The 20,693-nt window shown below is 45.2% G+C and carries 17 protein-coding genes and 2 tRNA genes; 11 read left to right on the top strand and 8 right to left on the bottom strand.

What is annotated here, in order from left to right; translation table 11 throughout:
• Positions 1-247: 247 nt before the first annotated feature.
• From CPIN_RS03225 to CPIN_RS03210, 4 genes are all read right to left on the bottom strand, one after another.
• Positions 248-1,633, bottom strand: a complete 1,386-nt coding sequence (locus CPIN_RS03225) for a peptidylprolyl isomerase (protein WP_044217756.1) — start codon at positions 1,631-1,633, stop codon at positions 248-250.
• Between the two features lie 90 nt (positions 1,634-1,723).
• Positions 1,724-5,338, bottom strand: coding sequence for a translation initiation factor IF-2 (infB, locus tag CPIN_RS03220; RefSeq protein ID WP_012788327.1), 3,615 nt, complete (start codon positions 5,336-5,338; stop codon positions 1,724-1,726).
• 125 nt (positions 5,339-5,463) lie between these two features.
• On the bottom strand, positions 5,464-6,711 hold the full coding sequence (nusA, locus tag CPIN_RS03215; RefSeq protein WP_012788326.1) for a transcription termination factor NusA: 1,248 nt from the start codon (positions 6,709-6,711) through the stop codon (positions 5,464-5,466).
• 19 nt (positions 6,712-6,730) lie between these two features.
• Positions 6,731-7,195, bottom strand: a complete 465-nt coding sequence (locus CPIN_RS03210) for a ribosome maturation factor RimP (RefSeq protein ID WP_044217752.1) — start codon at positions 7,193-7,195, stop codon at positions 6,731-6,733.
• A gap of 258 nt (positions 7,196-7,453) precedes the next feature.
• On the opposite strand from CPIN_RS03210, the gene CPIN_RS03205 reads away from it, so the two are divergent.
• The 3 genes from CPIN_RS03205 (at position 7,454) to CPIN_RS03195 (ending at position 8,390) form a co-directional block, all read left to right on the top strand.
• The gene (locus CPIN_RS03205; protein ID WP_052306726.1) at positions 7,454-7,693 is read left to right on the top strand and encodes a DUF2752 domain-containing protein; all 240 of its coding nucleotides are present in this window, start codon (positions 7,454-7,456) and stop codon (positions 7,691-7,693) included.
• Complete coding sequence (locus tag CPIN_RS03200; protein ID WP_012788323.1) at positions 7,690-8,040, top strand: TM2 domain-containing protein; 351 nt, start codon at positions 7,690-7,692, stop codon at positions 8,038-8,040. Before CPIN_RS03205 ends, CPIN_RS03200 begins: the two co-directional genes overlap by 4 nt.
• 89 nt (positions 8,041-8,129) lie before the next feature.
• Positions 8,130-8,390, top strand: a complete 261-nt coding sequence (locus CPIN_RS03195) for a DUF4834 family protein (protein WP_012788322.1) — start codon at positions 8,130-8,132, stop codon at positions 8,388-8,390.
• 9 nt (positions 8,391-8,399) lie between these two features.
• Here the strand turns inward: CPIN_RS03195 and CPIN_RS03190 are convergent, their stop codons facing one another.
• Positions 8,400-9,014, bottom strand: a complete 615-nt coding sequence (locus CPIN_RS03190) for an HAD family hydrolase (protein ID WP_012788321.1) — start codon at positions 9,012-9,014, stop codon at positions 8,400-8,402.
• A gap of 188 nt (positions 9,015-9,202) precedes the next feature.
• Between CPIN_RS03190 and CPIN_RS03185 the strand changes: the two genes are divergently transcribed.
• A tRNA-Ile gene (locus CPIN_RS03185) sits at positions 9,203-9,276 on the top strand.
• Between the two features lie 315 nt (positions 9,277-9,591).
• On the opposite strand, the gene CPIN_RS36285 is transcribed toward CPIN_RS03185, so the two are convergent.
• Together CPIN_RS36285 and CPIN_RS03175 are read right to left on the bottom strand one after the other, a co-directional pair.
• Entirely contained in the window at positions 9,592-10,305 is a 714-nt protein-coding gene (locus tag CPIN_RS36285; protein WP_012788320.1) for an HNH endonuclease, read from the bottom strand.
• A complete protein-coding gene (locus CPIN_RS03175; protein WP_012788319.1) occupies positions 10,302-10,526 on the bottom strand; it encodes a helix-turn-helix domain-containing protein in 225 nt (74 codons plus the stop codon). The genes CPIN_RS36285 and CPIN_RS03175 overlap by 4 nt, the downstream gene beginning before the upstream one ends.
• Before the next feature lie 69 nt (positions 10,527-10,595).
• On the opposite strand from CPIN_RS03175, the gene CPIN_RS03170 reads away from it, so the two are divergent.
• From CPIN_RS03170 to CPIN_RS03150, 4 genes are all read left to right on the top strand, one after another.
• On the top strand, positions 10,596-11,768 hold the full coding sequence (locus CPIN_RS03170) for a DNA cytosine methyltransferase (protein ID WP_012788318.1): 1,173 nt from the start codon (positions 10,596-10,598) through the stop codon (positions 11,766-11,768).
• Positions 11,769-11,841: 73 nt separating this feature from the next.
• Positions 11,842-11,914: transfer RNA gene (locus CPIN_RS03165), tRNA-Ile, on the top strand.
• Between the two features lie 1,136 nt (positions 11,915-13,050).
• Entirely contained in the window at positions 13,051-14,283 is a 1,233-nt protein-coding gene (locus CPIN_RS03155) for a hypothetical protein (RefSeq protein WP_012788316.1), read from the top strand.
• A gap of 297 nt (positions 14,284-14,580) precedes the next feature.
• On the top strand, positions 14,581-15,087 hold the full coding sequence (locus CPIN_RS03150; protein ID WP_012788315.1) for a hypothetical protein: 507 nt from the start codon (positions 14,581-14,583) through the stop codon (positions 15,085-15,087).
• A gap of 55 nt (positions 15,088-15,142) precedes the next feature.
• Here the strand turns inward: CPIN_RS03150 and CPIN_RS03145 are convergent, their stop codons facing one another.
• Complete coding sequence (locus CPIN_RS03145) at positions 15,143-16,018, bottom strand: SDR family oxidoreductase (protein WP_012788314.1); 876 nt, start codon at positions 16,016-16,018, stop codon at positions 15,143-15,145.
• Between the two features lie 147 nt (positions 16,019-16,165).
• Between CPIN_RS03145 and CPIN_RS03140 the strand changes: the two genes are divergently transcribed.
• From CPIN_RS03140 to CPIN_RS37840, 3 genes are all read left to right on the top strand, one after another.
• Positions 16,166-16,540: a winged helix-turn-helix transcriptional regulator gene (locus CPIN_RS03140; protein WP_012788313.1), complete on the top strand. Its 375-nt coding sequence runs from the start codon at positions 16,166-16,168 to the stop codon at positions 16,538-16,540.
• Positions 16,541-16,580: 40 nt separating this feature from the next.
• Positions 16,581-17,714, top strand: coding sequence for a helix-turn-helix domain-containing protein (locus CPIN_RS03135; protein ID WP_012788312.1), 1,134 nt, complete (start codon positions 16,581-16,583; stop codon positions 17,712-17,714).
• Between the two features lie 94 nt (positions 17,715-17,808).
• Entirely contained in the window at positions 17,809-20,682 is a 2,874-nt protein-coding gene (locus tag CPIN_RS37840; RefSeq protein ID WP_012788311.1) for a DUF5686 family protein, read from the top strand.
• The last annotated feature ends 11 nt before the right edge of the window (positions 20,683-20,693 follow it).

Raw genomic sequence — 20,693 nt, 5'->3', positions numbered from 1 at the left:
ACAACTTGTTTAGCCCGTAGAAAACCGATCCGTATTGTTGTTGATAATAAGAAAACGGCTTCCTGAGTCTAATAAATGCTAACCCGCATTCATGTTTTATGGCATCACTCATCCCTATTAGAATTGAAGGCGCAAAGTTACGGGTAAAAAGCGGAACGCCCAACGCTCAATGATAAATGCAGCTACTGCTGAAAATAAGAATCCCCGGTATTGTGTTATACCGGGGATTCCTATTCAATTATATGTGTTATTGTTTTGCTATACCTCCTATCCACTGACTGATGTGTGTACAGTTTCTGAACTCATCATCAACATGGATATAATATGTCGGGATCTTTTCACGCAGCCATTTGTCGCGGGCATCCTGCTGTTTCAGCTGAAGCGTACGTTGCTGGATACGGGCGTAGTCGTCGTTCATATTCTCACGGTGTGGCTGGGTACGGGTTTTCAGATAAACAAGGCGTACACCATTACGGCCGTTTGGCTGATCGTCTACGAAAGGCATTGGTTTAGAGATACCACCTGGTTTCAGGGTGTCGAGCAGCAGTACGATGTCTCTTTCAGAAGGTTCGTCCAGCTGATCGATAGTGATGTAGGTAGTACCATTCATTCTGTTCTGGAGCATACCACCGTCGAATTTAGCGGCCGGCAGGGTACTGTATTTTACTACTGCTTCAGAGAAAGTCATTTTTCCGTTGAGGATAACAGTACGAACGCTGTCCAGCAGTTTTGTTGCGTCAGCCAGGTCGCTACGGGTAACGTTTGGCTTGAGCAGGATATGCTGAACGGTAATGTTATCGCCCTGTCGTTTGATACATTGAATAAGGTGATAACCAAACTGACTTTTGATAGGAGAAGATATTTCATTCTCTTTCAGGCGGAAAGACGCCGCCAGGAAGTCAGCATCCCACTGTTTGTCGTTACGGTTGAGGATATATACCCCTTTATTTTCTTTTGCGCCCGGATCTTCTGAATAGAGGATCGCGAGACGACCGAAGTCACTGGTTTTTTCCTGCACCTGTTTTTTGAATTCCAGCAGGCGGTCGATGGCGTACTGGTCCATTTCTTTGGTCGCTTTCGGCTGGATCACGATCTGACCGATTTCCAGTTCTGATTCGTAGTACTGGAGACTGTCTTTCGGGATGGCGTCGAAGTATTTTTTTACTTCGGAAGGCGTCACTTTTACAGAACTGGTGATTTTATCCTGCATTGCTTTAGCCAGCAAACCTTCTTTGATAGGTTGACGGAAGCGTTCTTTCAGCTGATAAATAGAATAGCCGGTTACTTCTTTCATTTTCTCAGGGCTGCCGTAAACGTCCTGGAAGTAGCGGATACGATTCTCGATCTGTCCATCTACATCAGATTCACTTACCGGCAAACTGTCTCGTTCTGCCTGCATCACCATTACTTTCTGAGAAATGATCTGTTCCATGATCATACATGGTGCATTGGGAGGCAGAGAACCATCCGCATTATTACGCGACAGGTTCACCATTTCTCCTTCCACGTCGGATCTGAGAATGATCTTATCCCCCACTATAGCCGCAATTTTATCGGCTACCATTTTCTGTTGGGCAACGGCTACCTGACAGAGTAGTAGTGTACCCGCAGAAAGTGCAAAAATTCTATTCATGTTAACAAGTGCAGTGAGTTTCAAAAATAGCCAATAAAAAATAAGCCGCATGGTAGCGGCTTATCTTTTTAACAAAAGTTTATACTGATATTATAAAGTTCTCTTTACTTCTACTTCTTCGAAGCCTTCTACGATATCGCCAACTTGCAGGGCGCTGTAGTTCTTGATACTCAGACCACACTCCATGTTGCTGGCTACTTCCTTCACGTCGTCTTTGTAACGTTTCAGGGATTGCAGTTCGCCAGTATAGATTACGATACCATCGCGTACCAGGTTGACACGGGTGTTTCTGGTGATCTTTCCATCGAGTACGAAGCAACCTGCAACGGTAACCTTGTCGAAGCGGTAAGTTTCGCGGATTTCCACGTTGGCCACCACTTTCTTCTCGATTTTTGGTTCCAGCATCCCTTCCATCGCGCTCTTGAGTTCGTCGATAGCGTCGTAGATGATAGAGTAAGTACGGATCTCGATATTCTCTTTCTCTGCCAGTTTGGAAGCCTGGGAAGAAGGACGTACCTGGAAACCTACGATGATCGCATCGGAAGCTGTTGCCAGCAATACGTCTGATTCGGTGATCTGACCTACTGCTTTGTGCACCACGCTCACAACGATTTCTTCGGTAGAGAGTTTCTGCAGGGAGTCGCTCAATGCTTCTACGGAACCGTCAAAGTCACCCTTGATGATGAGGTTGAGCTGTTTAAAGTTACCCAGCGCAAGACGGCGTCCGATTTCATCCAGCGTGATGTGTTTCTTGGTACGGATACCTTGTTCACGGATGATCTGAGCACGGCGGTTAGCCACTTCTTTCGCTTCGGATTCGTTTTCGTACATACGGAATTTCTCACCCGCCTGAGGAGCGCCGTTCAGACCGAGCACCTGTACAGGTGAAGATGGTCCTACGGATTCAACACGCTGTCCGCGTTCGTTGAACATCGCCTTGATCTTACCGAAGTTAGAACCGGAGGCGATTGTATCACCCTGGCGGAGGGTACCGCTTTGTACCAGCAGGGTCGCCACATAACCGCGGCCTTTATCGAGGGATGCTTCGATTACGCTGCCGGAAGCTTCTCTGTTTGGATTGGCTTTCAGTTCGAGTAATTCTGCTTCCAGGAGTATTTTTTCCAGCAGGACGTCTATGTTCAGACCGCTCTTGGCAGAAATTTCCTGGCTCTGGTATTTACCACCCCAGTCTTCTACCAGCAGGTTCATACCGGCCAGCTGTTCTTTGATCTTTTCAGGATTAGCACCGTCTTTATCCACCTTGTTGATAGCGAATACCATTGGCAGACCTGCGGCCTGTGAGTGGGAGATCGCTTCACGAGTTTGTGGCATGATGGCGTCATCCGCAGCGATAACGATGATGGCGATATCCGCTACTTTGGCACCACGGGCACGCATCGCGGTAAACGCTTCGTGACCCGGTGTATCCAGGAAGGTCAGTTTCTTACCGGAAGATGTTACTACCTGGTAAGCACCGATGTGCTGGGTGATACCACCGGCTTCACCGGATACCACATTGGCGTTACGGATATAGTCAAGCAAGGAGGTTTTACCGTGGTCCACGTGACCCATGATAGTCACGATAGGTGCTCTTGGTACAAGATCTTCCTCGTTATCTGTTACTTCTTCTTCCTCCATTTCATCTGCGTCATCCACACCGATGAATTCCACTTCGTAACCGAACTCGCCGGCCACCAGTTCTATCACCTCTGCGTCGAGACGCTGGTTGATAGACACCATGATACCGAGTCCCATACATTTTGAGATTACTTCGGCGAAGCTTACGTCCATCAGGTTAGCGAGTTCACTAACGGAAACGAACTCAGTGACCTGGAGTTTGTTATTTTCAGCGCCTTTGTTGGCCAGTTGCTCAGCGAGCTCGTGGCGTTTCTCACGGCGTTGTTTTGCTTTGACGTTTTTACCACGGTTACCACCACCCATTTTGGCCATGGTTTCCTTGATCTTGTTCTGGATTTCGTTTTTGTCGATTTCCTTATCTTCCGGACGTCTGTTAGCGTTGTTGTCACGGTTACCGTAGCCGCCATGCTGACCACCTGGACGATTACCGAAGTTACCGCCTGGTCTGTTGCCATGCTGACCGCCACCTGGTCTGTTACCTCCGTGTTGGCCTGGTCCACCCGGACGGTTGCCGCCATGCTGGCCGCCACCTGGTCTGTTACCACCGCCACCGTGCTGACCTGGTCCACCTGGACGTCCGTCGCGGTTTGGCGCTGCGTGCGGTCTGTTCTGACCACCACCTGGCCTGTTATTATTATTATCACGATTATCGCGGTTACCGGTATTTCTGTTATCTCTGTTGAAATCGCGGTTACCGGAGTTACGGTTTTCTGTATTACCACCTTTAGAAAGATCGCCTGGTTGAACAGGTTCAGGTTTCTTTTCAACTATGATGCGTTTCCGCTTACGGTTGTTGTCGGCATTGTTGTTATTATTATTGCCGCCGCGGTTGAAATTGTTGTTACCCTTATTATCACGTCTTTCTGAGTGAACAGGCAGTTCGATTTTACCGATCACTTTCGGACCGGTGAGTTTTTCTGCCTGAATGTTTTCGATAACGGCAGTGCTTCCGTTATCGTCCTGCTCTGATGCTGGTGCTGATGCAATATCTGCTGCTGCAACTACGTCCATATGCTGTGCGGCCGGTTTTTGTGTGATTGGTTGTTTCACTTCCGCCGGTTCTTTTGTTTTTTCCTGAGCAGCTGCCGGTTTTTCGGCTGCCGGCGCTTGTTTCTGTTCTACAGCGGGGACAGCAGGTTTTTCAGCAGCGGGTGCAGTTGTTTTTTCTTGTTGTACTGGTGATTCTACTTTTTGTACTGGCTGAACGGGTTGCACTGGTTTCACTTCCGGTTGTGCAGCAGGTTTTGCTGGCTCTACCGGAGCTTGCTGTTGTGCAACGGGTTGTTGCGGTTGTACCGGTGGTTGCGGCGCTGGTTCTTTTACCGGCGCTTTCTCACTGGCTGGAGGTTCCGGTTGTCTTACGGCAGCCGGTTTCTCTTCCTGTTCTGGTTTGGTAACCGGAGGAACAGGTGGTTTCTTTGGTCTGTTCAGCGCATCCAGGTCAATAGTAGCCACGACTTTCGGACCATTGATCCTCGGAGTGTCTGTTTTTATAACTTCCTGAGGCTCCGGTTTCTGCGGCTGTGCTGGCGGCGTTTTCTCGGCAACAGGTTGCTGAGGCGCTGCGACAGGCTCTTTCGGAGCTTCTTCTGTTTTTGCAACAGGGGGTTTGACTTCCGCGACCGGTACCGGCTCGGGCTTAGGTTCAGGCTTAGGCTCCGGTTTGGGTTCGGGCTTCGGCTCGGCCTTAGGTTCCGGCTTCGGTTCAGGTTTTGGTTCGGGTTTGGGTGCTTCAACTGCAACCGCGGGAGTGGGTTCCTCTTTAGGAGCTGCTTCTTTCTTTTTGGCTGCTGCCTCTGCTTCTTCTTTCTCTTTCTTCTTCATTGCATCTAACACGCTTCCTTTAGGCAGGGCTATCTGATCGCTTTTGCGTTTATTAGCCTTGTCCTGCTGGAATTCAGACTGCAAAGCTGCATACATCTGAGACGTCAGGCGCGCGTTGGGCGAGCCAAAGCCGCCCATATCATAGCCCTTATTAGCAAGGAAGTCGATTAACGTTTCCTTACCAATATTGAACTCCTTGGCTGCAGCCAGCAATCGTGGCGTGTTGTTTGTTACTTCAGGCATATTGTAATCTCGGGCCTCCCCATTTTTCCCGTTGGCTAACGGGACTCCTTTTTAACAATTAACAATAACTAAAAAATACTTTCTGGCGAGCAAGCCCACATCCCGGGGAAGTTAGTGGTGCGAACCTACTCTTTATCAAATTCTTCCTGTAGTATTCTTCTTATGTCTTTTACTGTTTCCTCTTCAAGGTCTGAGCGGCGTACCAGTTCCTCTACTGTCAGGTCAAGTACACTGCGGGCAGTGTCACAACCAATACGTTTGAGTTCATCCAGTACCCATTCTTCGATCTCGTCAGAGAATTCTGCCAGGTCAATGTCGTATTCGGCCTGTTCCTGTTCCTCATCACGGAAGACATCAATCTCATAACCTGTCAATTCGCAGGCCAGTTTTATATTGACGCCTTTCTTACCGATTGCCAGAGATACCTGATCTGCCTTGAGGAAAACAGAAGCATATTTATTCTCATTATCTACCTCCATACGGCTGATCCTTGCTGGCGTGAGCGCACGCTGGATAAGCAGCTGAATATTAGCGGTATAGTTAATGATATCTATGTTCTCGTTACGCAGTTCACGCACAATGCCGTGAATACGACTACCTTTCATACCCACGCAGGCACCTACAGGGTCGATGCGGTCGTCATAAGACTCCACAGCTACTTTAGCTCTTTCTCCAGGTTCGCGCACGATTTTCTTAATTACGATAAGGCCGTCAAAGATCTCCGGAACTTCAATTTCCAGCAATTTAGCCAGGAAGGTAGGATGGGTGCGGGATAGTATGATGAGCGGAGCATTATTCTTCATCTCCACTTTTTTAACTACTGCCCTTACATTTTCACCTTTCTTGAAATAATCGGTAGGAATTTGTTCAGATTTAGGTAAAATTAACTCATTCCTTTCATCATCAAGCAATAAAACTTCTTTTTTCCATACCTGGTACACTTCACCGGTTACAATTTCACCGACACGGTCAGCATATTTCTTGACAAGTATATTCTTTTTAAGGTCTCCGATACGGGCAGAAAGAGTCTGCTTTGCAGCCAGGATGGCCCTGCGGCCGAAATCCAGGATCTCTACTTCCTCATAAAGGTCTTCACCTACCTGGTAGTCTGGTTCAACTAAAATGGCTTCCGAATAAGCGATCTGGGCATTATCATCTTCTACCTCTCCATCTGTTACAATGGTACGGCGGCGTAAAATTTCCAGGTCACCCTTCTCAGTATTTACAATCACGTCAAAGTTCTCATCAGAGCCATACTTTTTACGGAGAAGAGTTTTGAACACATCTTCCAACACTTTCATCAACGTCGGGCGGTCAATGTTCTCCGCCTCTTTAAACTCCGTGAATGACTCAATCAGGTTAATACTAGCCATGTTTCGGTTATATTATATTTTAAAACACGATGCACACCTTTGTGTGCTTGATTTCATTTAAATTTATCTCTGTGGTTTTTTTCTCCTTCTTCTTCCCCACCTGCTCCTCAATAGTCACAACCGCTTCTGTCGCAGACAGCAGCGTACCCTCTTTCTCGGAATTATCCAATAAAGTAACAGTTACCTTGCGACCAATATTCTTTACGTATTGACGGAGAAGTTTCAGCGGTTCGTCCAGTCCGGGTGAAGATACTTCCAGGGAAAAATCATTGTCCGGAAACAGCGTTGCCTCTTCCAACCTGCTGTACAGGTTTCGGTTGAATGCTACCAGCTTATCAACCGGCACGCCATTGTCCCCATCTACAAAGAGTTTTATGTTATTCGTGGGTTTTATCCGCACATCTACTACGAAGTATTCCGGATAGGGTGACAGCATCTCTGCAGCCATGTCCCGGATCGTTGTTATCACTTGTTCGTTTGCCATAAAAAAACGAGAAGGGGACCGCTCAGTCCCCTTCGTTAGTATCATTTTCCTATGCAAATTTAGGATTTTATTTTGATCCAAGAACATTTTCTTTAACTTGTAGGGAATAAATTAATAAGAGAAAACTCCCTGTCCGCATAGATTTAAAAAATATTTAATAACTGTTGCCCCCTCTCAGACATGCAAATTAAAGCATACATACAACGCCTTAATTTCGAATTGTTCGTCTGGCCAACAGCGCTGATACTCCTTTATATAATGGATCCCCACAATAATAATGGTCCAGGTTTCTGTGTGTTTAAACGTATCGGTGTCCCCTGGTGCCCGGGCTGTGGACTCGGTCACTCGATTAGTTTTCTGCTGCACGGAGAATGGAAAGCGGCATTTCAAAGTCACTTTCTCGGTCCCTTCGCACTTCTGATACTCGTATACCGGACCATCCAGCTGGGCAGATTACAATGGCAGTCTTTTGCGGAACTTAAAAACCACTATACATGAACGACTATGCATTCTCCTCCCTTCCCGGCATTGAGCAGGAAGAGCTCTTATGGCTACAGGAACTGACCAGAAATTACTCTGCCGAAAACCGCCAGCGTTTTCTGGCCATCTACCAGGGTCGCCGTAAAGAACCTTCCCTGATACTGATCTGCTGCCTTATCGGACTCGTAGGCGCTGCCGGTATTCACCGCTTTATCCTGAACCAGATCGGATTGGGTATACTCTACTTTCTGACAGGTGGTCTCTGTGTGGTGGGTACTATTGTGGATGCGATCAATCACCGTAAATTAGCATGGGAGTACAACAAAAAGGCTGCGCTCGAAAGCGCGGCACTCCTTGGCCTATAAACTTTTAGCTGTTTTCAGGGCTGTTAAAGAAAACCTAAACCCCCTCTTTTTTCCGCCCTGAAAACAGATTAACTGCTAAATTTGCCCTTATGATACTGAAATATGCATTTTTAGCCTTTGTGTTCTGGTTACTGTATAAACTGGTGTTCGATTTCATCGTACCTGTGTATCAGTCCACTAAACACGTACGCAGACAGATGGGAGATATTCAGGAGCATCTTCGCCGTCAGTACCAGCAACAGGAACAGGCACAAAGACAAGCTGCTCAGGCGCAGCAACAACAGCAACAACGTGCTACCGCCCCTAAAGCTGACAAAGGAGATTACCTCGATTTTGAAGAGATCAAGTAGTCCTGACCGTTATTTGAAAATATCTGCCATCGTCTTCGGTGGCAGTAAATGAATTGTTTGCAGGCCAACCACCTTCGCGCCTTCAATGTTCGGCAGGGTGTCATCTATAAATAAGGTCTCGGCCGGATCCAGGCCATTCTCATCCAGCACAAACTGAAACGATTCCTTAAAAGGTTTACGTAACCCAATCTGGTGCGAATAATACGCCTTATCAAAAAACGCAGCCAGTGAAGGTATCCCCCTGCTCTCCTCCAATATTTTATTAAAAGCCTGCATATGAATCTCGTTGGTATTGCTCAGCAAATACAATCCGTAATGCTGCCTTAACTGCTGCAGGATCTGTAACCTGCGTAAAGGGAAATCCAGCAACATCGCATTCCAGGCATCAATAATCTGCTGATGCGTAGTACCTGGCGCGGTATGCTTCTGCATCTCATCCAGGAATACATCCGGGGCTATCTTACCCGTTTCCAGATCGTCAAAGAGTGCGTTCAGTGAGAACTGATTGTACAAACTGGTGAATTCCTTTACACCCAGTGCTTCAAATGCCTTGTAGGTCAGCTGGTAATCCAGGTTGATAATGACTCCGCCCAGATCGAAAATGATATGTTTAATGCCTTTCATCGTATATACTGGTGAATGAGAAAATGCAAATTTATACAGTGCTGTTAAGAAGTCCTATTATTAGAGGTATACTGTATAAATAAAAATGTCAATAGCTTGTTGGTTAATTGAATTGAATGTTTTACTTTTGCGGTCCCTGAAAAGGGAACCCACAAGAAAGTTTCAAAATATTCGTTCTGAAAAGAACAGGTCCTATAGCTCAGTTGGTTAGAGCACCTGACTCATAATCAGGGGGTCCCAGGATCATGCCCTGGTGGGACCACAGAAAGCGGTAACTAAGTTTAGTTGCCGCTTTTATTTTCACCTCCCCGCTATATCATTCTCTCCCCGGACCAAATTAAACGACGGATCATTCATGAAATCAAGTACGTCAGGAGATATTTGCCGGATTGAAATTTATTTTTCAAATAATTACCCCATTCTTCTTGAATAGTCTGTGGTACCTAATTAATTATACACGGTGAAAGGTTAATTCACTGCGAGATTTTGATGTAAACAGACTAAGGATCACCACAGCTGCTATTTATTATTTTTAACAGTTATGTATTACGTTTATGTGTTCGTAACCCTTAATAATTTAGCTTTTGATAAGCTTAGCTATCAGGTATTTGATATATTGTTCAAGAGGCATATTGTTTTGTTCAGCTGAAACTTTCAAATTGTCAAGCATTAACATCTCCTTTTCCGAATCAAACTTTAAGGAAACAACCTTTATATATTGGGTTGCAACGTGAGTATAGTTGCCGGGAGAGGCCCAATAGCAGGTTGAACAAATTTCTTCTGATTTAGCGTCTCTATTAGGACAATGTTCACATTCCCAACTTTTCATTCTTTGGTGAGAACCACATAACAATTGAAACTCATTAATATTCAGCACTTGTTCGTCTCCGCCTACTATATAGGGAATCTTGTGATCGATTTGTAAATATCGAGGAGAATACTGCGTGTTGCAAAGAACGCATTTGAAATTATCCCTTTTTTCAATGGATTGTCGAAATGCTTTAGGGAAAGCAATTCGTCCTCCTAAAGCCACTGAACTGCTTTGATCATCTGCTAGAGAATAGATAACCATTCTTGCACCTGTATTAGGGTGCTTACCAGCTGTAGTCGCCAGCTTAACTCCTGCTTCTTTCAGATCCTGAGCAGCACGTGGTGGCTGATCGTAACCCATAAGTCCAAGCTCATAAGTGCTTACTTGTCCTTTTTCAAGTAAAACACTTAAAACAGTTCTAGGACGTTTGGGTAAGGTGAGTAGTAATGCCTCCAGCCATTGTTTATCTTTGTCAGTCATGTGATATTCTCTAGAAGGGTTGATGGTGTTGTATTTAAAGACTTGGCTAATTTAATGAGGTTTAAAATTGCTACGTTTCTTTCACCTCGTTCAATTCCTCCAACATATGTTCTATCGAGTCCCGCTTCCAGAGCTAATTCCTCCTGGGACATTCCAAGCGCTTGACGAAGGAGTTTAATTTTTAATCCAAGTTTTAATAAGTTTGCTTGCTTTGTTTTCAAATTTGAAAGGGATTAAAGCGGAAAACTATATTTTTGATGTATATTAGTCTACGGACTATAAGTATCATTATGGAAAAAATAAAAGTATTAGATCTTTATTGTGGATACGGCGGACTTAGTATGGGATTTGAGTTCACCAAGGCATTCGAAGTAGTAGGTGGCATCGATTTTTATGATTGGGCTGTAAAGACCTTTTATTATAATCATCCTCAGCTAAATAAGTTGAAAGTTATCAACAAGCCTTGCGATATGACCAATCTTGAAACAAGCGAGGTGTTAAAAGATATAGGCGGTAAACCAGATATTATTGTGGGAGGTCCACCATGTCAGGGATTTAGTTTTGCAGGAAAGCGTCTCGATGAGTATATGCATGACAAACGAAATGAGCAGGTGTTTCACTTTTTGAGATTTATTAAAGAAATAAAACCTAAAGCATTTTTAATGGAAAATGTGGCTGGCATCAGGGTAACAGGCCAACAAAAAAAAGGTCAGCTAATTGATTATTTAATTGAAGAATATGAAAAAATGGGATATGCAACTAGTTGGCAGGTTGTAAATTCTGCTGATTATCGTGTGCCTCAAAATAGAAAACGCTTCATGTTAGTTGGCGTGCTTAAAGGTAAAAAGTTCATTTTCCCAGAGGCCCCTATACAAGACAATAATCTTTTTGGAGGAGAAGAAAGGCTCACTGTTTATGATGCTTTATCAGATCTCCCTTCGCCTAATCACGAAGAACCACAACTTCATACAATACAGCCGCTCACACCATTGCAGAAATTTTTGCGTAATGAAACGGATACTATTGCGAATCATTTAGTGACAGTACATGGTGAAGAAATGATAGAGCGACTTAAAAAGCAGGAAAACGGAACAAGATTGTATCCTAATTGGAATCATTCCTGGTATAAACTTGATCCAAAACGCCCATCTCCGGCAGTTAAAGAAAATCACCGTGCACCATTTGTTCATTTTCGGGAACCAAGGGCAACTTCCCCCAGAGAGTGTGCGAGGCTCCAAACTGTCCCAGATAGTTATGTATTTTTGGGTACCAAAACAGCACAATTAATTATGATCGGTAATGCTGTACCAGCCATACTTTCCGCACATGTGGCTACAGAGATAGCTAGGCAAATATTTAAAGTTGAGCCTAAAACTCCCTGGGATAAACAAAATAATCCGTTAACAAAAAACTGGCTTCCAGAAGCAACAAAAGAGAATTTAGTTAGTAACTGTGCTATCTAGTAGTGTTGTTATTCACTGCCAATAAAGGGATTACAGGATCCTTATTTCATGAAAATAATAATATTGGCCTGTAGGTCCTATAGCTCAGTTTGTTAGAGTGCCTGATTAATAATCAGGGAGTTTAGGATTATGCCCTGGTGGGACCACAAAAAAGGATTCCAGTCTTAAACTGAAATCCTTTCTTTTTTAATAACTTTTTCTATTTGGATAAGCCAACCAATATAAGAGCTCCTTTGAAAGGCGGGGGGTATATGACACGGTTCTTGCTAATATTCGCTACCAAATCAATACCCTTACCTATAAGATTGAGTTATTTAACGCTTACAGTTATACTCCTCCGCCCCAGTTTTCAAAACGTAACCCTGACTTTTATTAGTGAAATTGTAACCGGACCATCCCTCCTCGGCAAAAAAGCTGAAATGGAACTACTGGCGCTAAAACATTCGCAGACAGCACAGTATATGCTATTACGATGAAGAAAGATGGTGTAGACACCTATTCGGGTCTACACAACCAGACAAATAGAGTAAGTTTAAAAATTCCGAGCAGCGGCAACATTACCGTGGAAGTACTGGATATATGAAAGCATCAGGTCCAGGTATCTTTTGTTACAATTCCGGGGACGACAACATCATCTATCCCTGGTTCTGAACCAGGGTTCAGAATAGAATGGATACAGTTTTCTTCCGTCTCTATTATAGTATTGACTCCTTGTATAGATATAACATGTTTAACGACGCGGGGAGCAATGTTAGTAACCTCACAACGAACAATGCGGAGCCAGACTCTTATGCGGGAAAAGTTAGTTTTCCTTCTACCCAGACTCTAGCACAGATTACGCTGTCCATGAAGAGAGTCTCCTTTGGAATATGTTATAACGTATCCAATTTTAACAGTGGCCGTCTGCTTGTGGACTTTGCCCGTCTGATGCCAGCCAAGGCATTCCCGACCACCTGGATTTTTCAAAGCAATTTGTATATACTGCCAATGAACTGCCATCGGTTGATTCAACCCAATCGATTAATGTCGATATAAAATGGGAGAAACCTGATGGAAGCACCGGCAACATTGGTCAGAAACATGCTGCCACTCGATCAAACTGGAAGAAATCTACCATTATAAACATCTGATAAAGTCAGTAAAGTACTCTGACAGAATCACAATAAAAGCCTTGCTGATAAACGGCAGTGAGGCTTTTATTGTTTATATAGACTTTGCATAATATGTTATCGCACAGAAATATCCCTACCTTGCCCCCTCTTTAAACCCTATATCGTAGTCAATGAACAAACTCCCCCTTATCGTAGCCTTGCTGACTGCGCATACCGCATTGGGACAAGTTGGGTATCGCAGCGTACAAAACAATCAGCCAGTAAAAAAAGCCTATGACAGTACCGTCAACGTCGAAAACATCAAGTGCCAGTTCGATCCTGCATCCATGATCGGTCAGGAATTCTATTTCGCACAAAGAAGCCCGTACTTTAAAGGCTATGCAAAACAGGACACTACCTTCCGGGATTTCTTTTCTGACAAACAGACCACCCTTACCGGTGTTGGTACAGGGACGGCAAAAGAGGCCACCAGAAGTGGCCCGTCTATCAGTTATGCAGGCATTCCGATTGCCAAAATAAAATTGCCCGCTGCAACTGCTAAAAAAAACAACGATGTGCTGAGTAATCTGTACAAACCTATTTACATACAGCATAGCGCCTACTCCGGAGAAGCCGTTACGCCTTACAGCGCCCTTGAGAACAAGACATTTACAGTGACCGGCTGGGACGTTCTCAAAGAAGAAGACAATCTTTGCCAGACGCAGGTCACTTTAAAAGATGCTGATGGTGAAAAGGTACAATGGAAAATCTACGGCCGGCGTCAGTCTGGTATTTCCGTTTTCACCAAAGGCTATCTGGAAAAACTGAAACAGACCTGGGTAAATAAACCCGTTTATTTTATCGAGGAAAGATTCGCTCCCACCAGCTTTTATAACCCGCTTGACAAACAAACGCTCGACTATGTACAAGGTAGCAAATGGCAATGCACAGAACTGACATTCCTGTTCGACGAAAGTTTCTTCGGTAAACTGCACCTCATCCTCCGTAATGATGCCCAGCAAGAAATTGCTGTGCAGATAGATGATAGAAGCTCGCTTGATAGACAGCTCTCGCTGTTTTATATCTGGTCGGAAGAAAGGTACCTGGCCTTTAAACAAAAAGAAAAAGCCGCACAGGATGCTGCGCTGGCGAAAGAAGAAGCTGACAAGAAACAGTTGCAGAAAGACCAGAAAGCGTACCGGGAATCAATGATCAAGCAATTTGGAACTACGAACGGGAACATCATCGCTGACGGTAAAGTTAAAATGGGCATGAACCAGAATATGTGTGAAGCTGCTTGGGGCTACCCCAGCGATAGAGTAAAAACGCAGGTAGGCGCGCATGTTATCGAAACCTGGTTTTATTATCCTGCCGGAAACTGGCTGAAATTTCAGGATGGAAAATTAGTCCAGATCAAGGAATAGCTGTCTCCCGCCGGGATTACGAAATATAAGTCCTACCGGCTGTTAGAGGCCGCGTTGCTGTTAATAACAAAATGATTATTATTTAGTTATGAGGTTTCTTCGTTCAGATTACCCCTAAACAGCTGATAATAAGCTAACTATCGCTTCATTCTCCGTTGTACAACGTACAAACACCGTTACTATGCCGTTACCGCTACGTTCATGAACGTAGCGGTAACGGCATAGTAACGGTATAATGGCCTTGTAATGGGAAAAACTGACCTGGAATGACCTCCCAACTGTACATTTACCATTACTATGGGTTTAGATATATTACTTCCACGGGGAACCGTAATCCCTGGTCTTCCTTTCCGGCGTAAAGAAGTGCAATGGGGCGGGATCACCGGTTTTGATGGTCCTCCTAAAGCTACTTATGGGGAGACCTTTACACTCACTGTTTATGAAGGCCCAACACCGGAATTCCTGCTTCATAAAATCCCGGCGCCATATGCGGCGATTGAATGGCAATTAATCAGTATCTGGGGTAAAGGACTCGATGACTTTCTGGCAACGTGTTACAGAACAGCAGATGAGGAAAGCACAACAGATGATGATGAAATGGAAGACGCTCCTCCAACACTGCCTGAATTGCTGCGTCTGCTTTGTGCCAGCGGCAAATGGATCCTCCTGTGGGACCGGGAAGACGGTGGTTTTGCATATATAAAGAATGGTACCGCATCAGATGTATTGGTGGAATTGTACTATTCTCATACTTCATACTATGAAGGATTCATGATCTGCGGAGAAGGCTGTGATCTGCCATAAAAAAATGCTCCGCCTGAGCGGAGCAACCTTTTCCTGTCCTTTATAAAAAGAAGCCCTATTTGCCGTATGTCTCTTTCAGATACGCCTCTACACTGCCGCTCTTACGACCGATCAGTTTTTCCAGATCACCGCTCACTTCTTCAAATTCGCCCTCTTTAACAGCTGTACTGAAGCCTGCAAACAAACCAATATACATCTCCGGCACACCTACTTTGGTCAGTTCCTCTTTAAATGCTTCCACAGTTGGAGATACATAAGTCACCTGTTTGCCGGTAGCTGCACTAATGGCTGCTGCGATGTCTGTATAAGAGATTGCTTTTGAACCCGTGATCACATAATTACGGTTTTCATGCCCCTCTCCTGTCAGTACGGCTACGCCGGCTTCTGCCATATCTTCGCGTAATGCGTAAGCCGTTTTGCCGGCTCCTGCAGGCTGGAAGATAATGCCAGTTTCCAGTACTCTGTCTCCTACAAACATCGGAATCACCTCAGCATATAAGCCATGCTCCATAATGGTATATTGCAGACCGGAAGCTTTCAGCAGGTTTTCTACCAACAGGTGAGTTGATGCTATAAATGCCAGCGAAGAAGTCGCGGATTCGCTCTTACGCTGTACGCTGGTGTAGACTACATGGCCTACTTTGGCAGCAATAGCAGCATTGACTACGTTTTCATGCTGCGGACCGCGATTCGCCACGTCATTGCCGGATACGAAATACAGTTTGTCTGTATCCTGAAAAGCAGCCACCAGGGATGCTTTGTCGTCATAACTGCCTATGGCGATCTCTACGCCCAGTGGTTTGAATGCCTCCGCTTTGGCCGCATCGCGAACCAGGACTTTCACATTTGATGCCGGCACTTTTACCAGCAGTTTATCTAATACGGCACGACCAAGATGTCCTGTTACGCCTGTCACTAGTATTTTACCCATTTTCTTAGATTTAATAGTATTGGTTACCTAATTACCTTAACTTACTTTTGGTAAGTCAAAGGTAATCGCGTACCAGATAGCTGACAAGAAGGCACTTGGGTATCAGCTTGTTACGTGGAAGTAAGTAATTTTGATTATCAACTTGTTATGACAAAAGAAGATTGGAAAAAATATTCGGAAGCAGATAGCGAATGCGCTGTCAGGAACGTCCTGGACCGCCTGGGTGACAAATGGTCAATGTTAGTGATCATTGTGCTGGGAGTAGAAGGCACATTGCGGTTTAACAAACTGCATAGTTTTATAGGGGATATCTCACAGAAAATGCTGACCGTTACCCTCAAATCATTGGAAGCTGACGGACTGATCACCAGAACGGTTTTTCCGGAGATACCGCCACGGGTAGAGTATGCACTCACAGAAAGAGGCGCAAGCCTGTTACCACATATGGAAGCACTGGCCGAATGGGCCGCCACACATATGGAAGGGATCTACGCATCCCGGGAAAAATATGTACGATCGTAACGACTGATTTAATACCTTCAGGAGGTCTTAAATTAACCCGATGAGCTTCTCCGGAATATTCAGTACCCTGATGCTGCTTGGCGCCCTGCAAGGCTTCATTATGAGCGGACTGTTGTTCTTTTCCAAAAAACGTCCGGCGAGAGACCGGCTGCTCGCTATATTGATCCTGCTCATCGCACTGGCCTGCCTGAACCTGCATATTTTCGAGTCCAGCTGGATCAATGAACTACCCTTACTGCAATTCCTGTTGAATTTTGTACCACTCGTGGTGGTCATGCCGTTAGGTCCATTACTTTATTTCTATGTAAAATCAAGTCTGGACCCGGCCTTCCGGGTAAACACAACACACAGACCTCATTTCTACTCAACTATCATTGATATCGTCCCCCAGCTGATCGCTGTAACTTATGTCGGCGGCGTAATGGGTGGCATATTGAAGAATCATCCGCAGCCCTGGGGAATCGCGATCGATACCTACAATGTGTATGCAGATATCCCCCGATGGTTTTCTATGACCATCTACGTCTATCTCTCCTACCGGTATATCTCAAGTGCACAGGTCAACAATGAAAAACACCTTCGCTGGATAAGACAATTCCTGAAAGTCTTCCTGGTCTTTCAGCTGATCTGGTTTGTTTACCTGGTGCCTTACGTCATCCCAAAGTATACAGACAAATTGCTGGATATGGTGGATTGGTACCCGGTATACATTCCCCTGGTGATCCTGATCTATTATCTCGGGATCAAGGGATATATGATGACGGCAGAAGAAGAAACAACGGCTAAAAAATCGGCTACCCCTCCCGCACCTATTCCGGATACAGTTATCGGTGAAGCAGTGCCTTTGCTGATGAAAGCCATGGAACAGGATCAACTGTACCTGAATCCGGAACTGAACCTTGCGCTGGTAGCACAACATACCGGATTGCCTACTAAAACTATCTCCGCAGTGCTAAACCAGCACCTCCAAAAGAGCTTTAATGAGTTTGTAAATGAATACCGGGTTGCCGCCTTTAAACAGAAAATTGCGGAATCCCGGCAGGAGCAATATACCATCATGAGCCTTGCCCTCGAATCAGGGTTTAACTCCCTCCCCACCTTTCAACGTGCCTTCCGGAACAATACCGGTATGTCGCCCAGGGAATACATGAACAATCAGAACAAAATGGCCTGAACCCTGTAAATGCACGCTTTAAAAACTGTTCAAATCCGGATTTGAGTGGATGGAACAAGGTCTGTAGGCTTCTTTTGCTGATAAAAAAGAAGCCATGTATCCACGATTCCTACTCCTTGTCTGTTTACTCCTGAATGCTCTGCCGATCTTCAGCCAGGACCGGTTTATTATCATCAGCGGTATCATTACAGACGCGACCACACATCAACCTATTCCGTCCGCCAACATCCGGCTGAAGCATAGCAGCACAGGTACCATCAGCAATAACCTGGGTACCTTTACTTTCAAGATACCCGAACACCCGGTAGCAGATAGTGTACTGATCTCCTGTATCGGTTACCGCTCCGTGACCAGACTATTCACCACCACTGACCAACAGGTAGAGATCGGACTCACACCTGCTGTCATCTCCTTGCCGGAAGTGGCGATCCATTTGAAAAGCGGACTGGAGATACTGCAAAAGGCGATTGCTGCAATTCCTCAAAACTATGATACTACCGATACCCGGATGACAGCTTTTTACCGGGAGGATATTCACTTTGATAATGATACCCTTAACTATAACGAATCCGTATTAGAGGTCTTCAAGACTTTTCGCAGAGATAAAGAACACCGCGACCAGATAAGGATTATCAAAGGCCGGAAAATACCTTCTCCTCCTAATAATGATCCGCAATTCTATGGATGGATCGGTAATATTACGAATACGGCCTATAGCTCGCTGAGAGAAGATATCATCAAATACAACAATGTCAAAAACAGTATCCTGGCGCCGCAAAATTTTCGCTATTACAATTACACCCTGGCAGAAACGATCGCAGAGGATGATCGTCAGTTGCTGGTTATCCGGATCACGCCTAAGAAAAACACCAGAAAAGGGATTATAAAGGGGACTATTTATATCGACGAGGCAACGCTGGCAATGGTCAGATTTGAAATGGAAACGACCCCTGCGGGGAACGATTATATCAACAAACATGGGAAAGGTGGTCTCCGGTATACAATCATGTCCAAAGTAGTCGGTGGTACCCTGGATTTTACGGGCATTAAAATGACGATCAGTTATCAGGCTTTCCAGGGCAAGTATTACCTGCAGACTGTATTACGGCATTGGGATGTGGTCATTAACAGCCGGAAAAGAAATCTCAGCGATGTTCCATGGACCGGGGATTTCAATTTCCTGGTCACCGGTATCGACAAGGATAGTGTACAGCAGTTTCAGACAGGTGTCAGCAGTCATCAGAATTCTATGAATAACCTCATTGGCAGCAATTACGATGCGGCCTTCTGGGAGAACTATAATATCCTGCAGCCGGAATTACCTGACTCTGTGAAAGGGGCTCCTCCCGTTGTGAAAGTAGTCAGGAAAGTCCCAAATCGTCAGAATGGTTTTACCAGGGCAGATACCCTCCGCGGACAGCTCTCTCCGCTCCGCTCCTGTTACGATGTGACCTTTTACGATCTTGATGTGGATGTTGATCTGGAGCGGCATTTTCTGAAAGGAAATAACAAGATCAGGTATAAGGTGCAGCAAGCCTTTGACAGGATGCAGATAGATCTGTATGCGAACATGCAGATTGAACGGATCCTGTATAAAGGTCAGCCTTTGCCATACACGCGGGAATATGATGCGGTCTTTGTGCAATTTCCCGAAAGACAGACTCCTGGCAATACCGGCGAAATCACCATTTACTACGAAGGCACGCCCCAGGTACCGGATAAAAGTATACCCATGAATGGCGGCGTATTATGGGATAAGGACGAAAAAGGGAATCCCTGGGCGCAGGTAGTATGCCAGGGCTCTGGTGCTAGTCTGTGGTGGCCCTGTAAAGATCATTTGTCAGACGAACCGGACAGTATGCATATCTCGATCACGGTACCCAATGGCTATACTGAAATCTCCAATGGACGATTACTGCAAAAAGTTCCTGTCGGCAATACAAAGACCCGCTTTGAATGGTCGGTAACTTATCCGATCAACAATTACAACGCTACGTTCTGTATCGGGAAGTATGCGCACTATACTGACCTGTATGTGGGCGCTGACAGTCTCACCATCGACTACTACGTGATGCCCTATAATCTTGAGGCAGGAAAGCGGCTTTTCGCCAAAGTAAAACAGATGCTGGCCTGTTATGAGGAAAACTTTGGTCCTTATGCCTTCCGGCGGGATGGATTTACGCTGCTGGAAAGCCCCTACCCTATGGAACACCAGAGTGGTGTCTGTATCGGGAAGATCAACCGGAACCAGGTGCCGGAAATGCCGGCTTTGGTATGGCATGAAGCTGCCCATGAATGGTGGGGAAACGCGATCAGTTGTAAGGATATGGCAGATATGTGGATGCATGAGGCATTTGCTACTTATGCGGAATCTTTGGTGGTAGAGGACTTATTTGATAAACAGCTGGCATCTACTTATCTGAATGACCAGAAAGAGGGTGTTGGCAATAGGGAGCCGATCATCGGGGTGTATGACGTGAACCACATTTTCTATGACATCAATGACATGTATACCAAAGGTAGCCTGATGCTGCATACTTTCCGGAATGTACTGCACAATGACACTCTCTGGTTTGATCTGCTCAGAGGTATCCAGCAGCATTTCCGGTACCAGACGCTTTCTTCGGATAACCTGATCAGCTACATCAACCAGTTTACAAAACATGATTACAGTGCTTTTTTCAACCAATACCTGAAGTACACACATCTGCCCCGGCTGGAATACAGTCTGCAGGAACAGGGAAATAACCTGCTGCTCAGATACCGTTGGGAGGCAGATGTACCTGATTTTAGTATGCCTGTGAAAGTGACAACCGCCAGGGAACAGCTGAGGTTTATCCACCCTACCTGCTCCTGGAAAACGCTGACGCTGAAAAATATGAAAGCAGGAGATTTTGAAGTGGATGAGGAGCATTTTCTCATAGATGTCATTGAGCTGGATGGAGGCCGGACCTCGTTCGTTGAATAAGTGGTATCTTT

Source organism: Chitinophaga pinensis DSM 2588 (assembly GCF_000024005.1).
GTDB classification, from domain to species: domain Bacteria; phylum Bacteroidota; class Bacteroidia; order Chitinophagales; family Chitinophagaceae; genus Chitinophaga; species Chitinophaga pinensis.
This window is presented reverse-complemented; position numbering and strand designations above follow the sequence as displayed.

Bases quoted from the DNA above. Each gene is read 5' to 3' on its own strand.
- CPIN_RS03225 (WP_044217756.1), bottom strand. From the start codon at position 1,633: ATGAATAGAATTTTTGCACTTTCTGCGGGTACACTACTACTCTGTCAG.
- infB (WP_012788327.1), bottom strand. From the start codon at position 5,338: ATGCCTGAAGTAACAAACAACACGCCACGATTGCTGGCTGCAGCCAAG.
- nusA (WP_012788326.1), bottom strand. From the start codon at position 6,711: ATGGCTAGTATTAACCTGATTGAGTCATTCACGGAGTTTAAAGAGGCG.
- CPIN_RS03210 (WP_044217752.1), bottom strand. From the start codon at position 7,195: ATGGCAAACGAACAAGTGATAACAACGATCCGGGACATGGCTGCAGAG.
- CPIN_RS03205 (WP_052306726.1), top strand. From the start codon at position 7,454: ATGGATCCCCACAATAATAATGGTCCAGGTTTCTGTGTGTTTAAACGT.
- CPIN_RS03200 (WP_012788323.1), top strand. From the start codon at position 7,690: ATGAACGACTATGCATTCTCCTCCCTTCCCGGCATTGAGCAGGAAGAG.
- CPIN_RS03195 (WP_012788322.1), top strand. From the start codon at position 8,130: ATGATACTGAAATATGCATTTTTAGCCTTTGTGTTCTGGTTACTGTAT.
- CPIN_RS03190 (WP_012788321.1), bottom strand. From the start codon at position 9,014: ATGAAAGGCATTAAACATATCATTTTCGATCTGGGCGGAGTCATTATC.
- CPIN_RS36285 (WP_012788320.1), bottom strand. From the start codon at position 10,305: ATGACTGACAAAGATAAACAATGGCTGGAGGCATTACTACTCACCTTA.
- CPIN_RS03170 (WP_012788318.1), top strand. From the start codon at position 10,596: ATGGAAAAAATAAAAGTATTAGATCTTTATTGTGGATACGGCGGACTT.
- CPIN_RS03155 (WP_012788316.1), top strand. From the start codon at position 13,051: ATGAACAAACTCCCCCTTATCGTAGCCTTGCTGACTGCGCATACCGCA.
- CPIN_RS03150 (WP_012788315.1), top strand. From the start codon at position 14,581: ATGGGTTTAGATATATTACTTCCACGGGGAACCGTAATCCCTGGTCTT.
- CPIN_RS03145 (WP_012788314.1), bottom strand. From the start codon at position 16,018: ATGGGTAAAATACTAGTGACAGGCGTAACAGGACATCTTGGTCGTGCC.
- CPIN_RS03140 (WP_012788313.1), top strand. From the start codon at position 16,166: ATGACAAAAGAAGATTGGAAAAAATATTCGGAAGCAGATAGCGAATGC.
- CPIN_RS03135 (WP_012788312.1), top strand. From the start codon at position 16,581: ATGAGCTTCTCCGGAATATTCAGTACCCTGATGCTGCTTGGCGCCCTG.
- CPIN_RS37840 (WP_012788311.1), top strand. From the start codon at position 17,809: ATGTATCCACGATTCCTACTCCTTGTCTGTTTACTCCTGAATGCTCTG.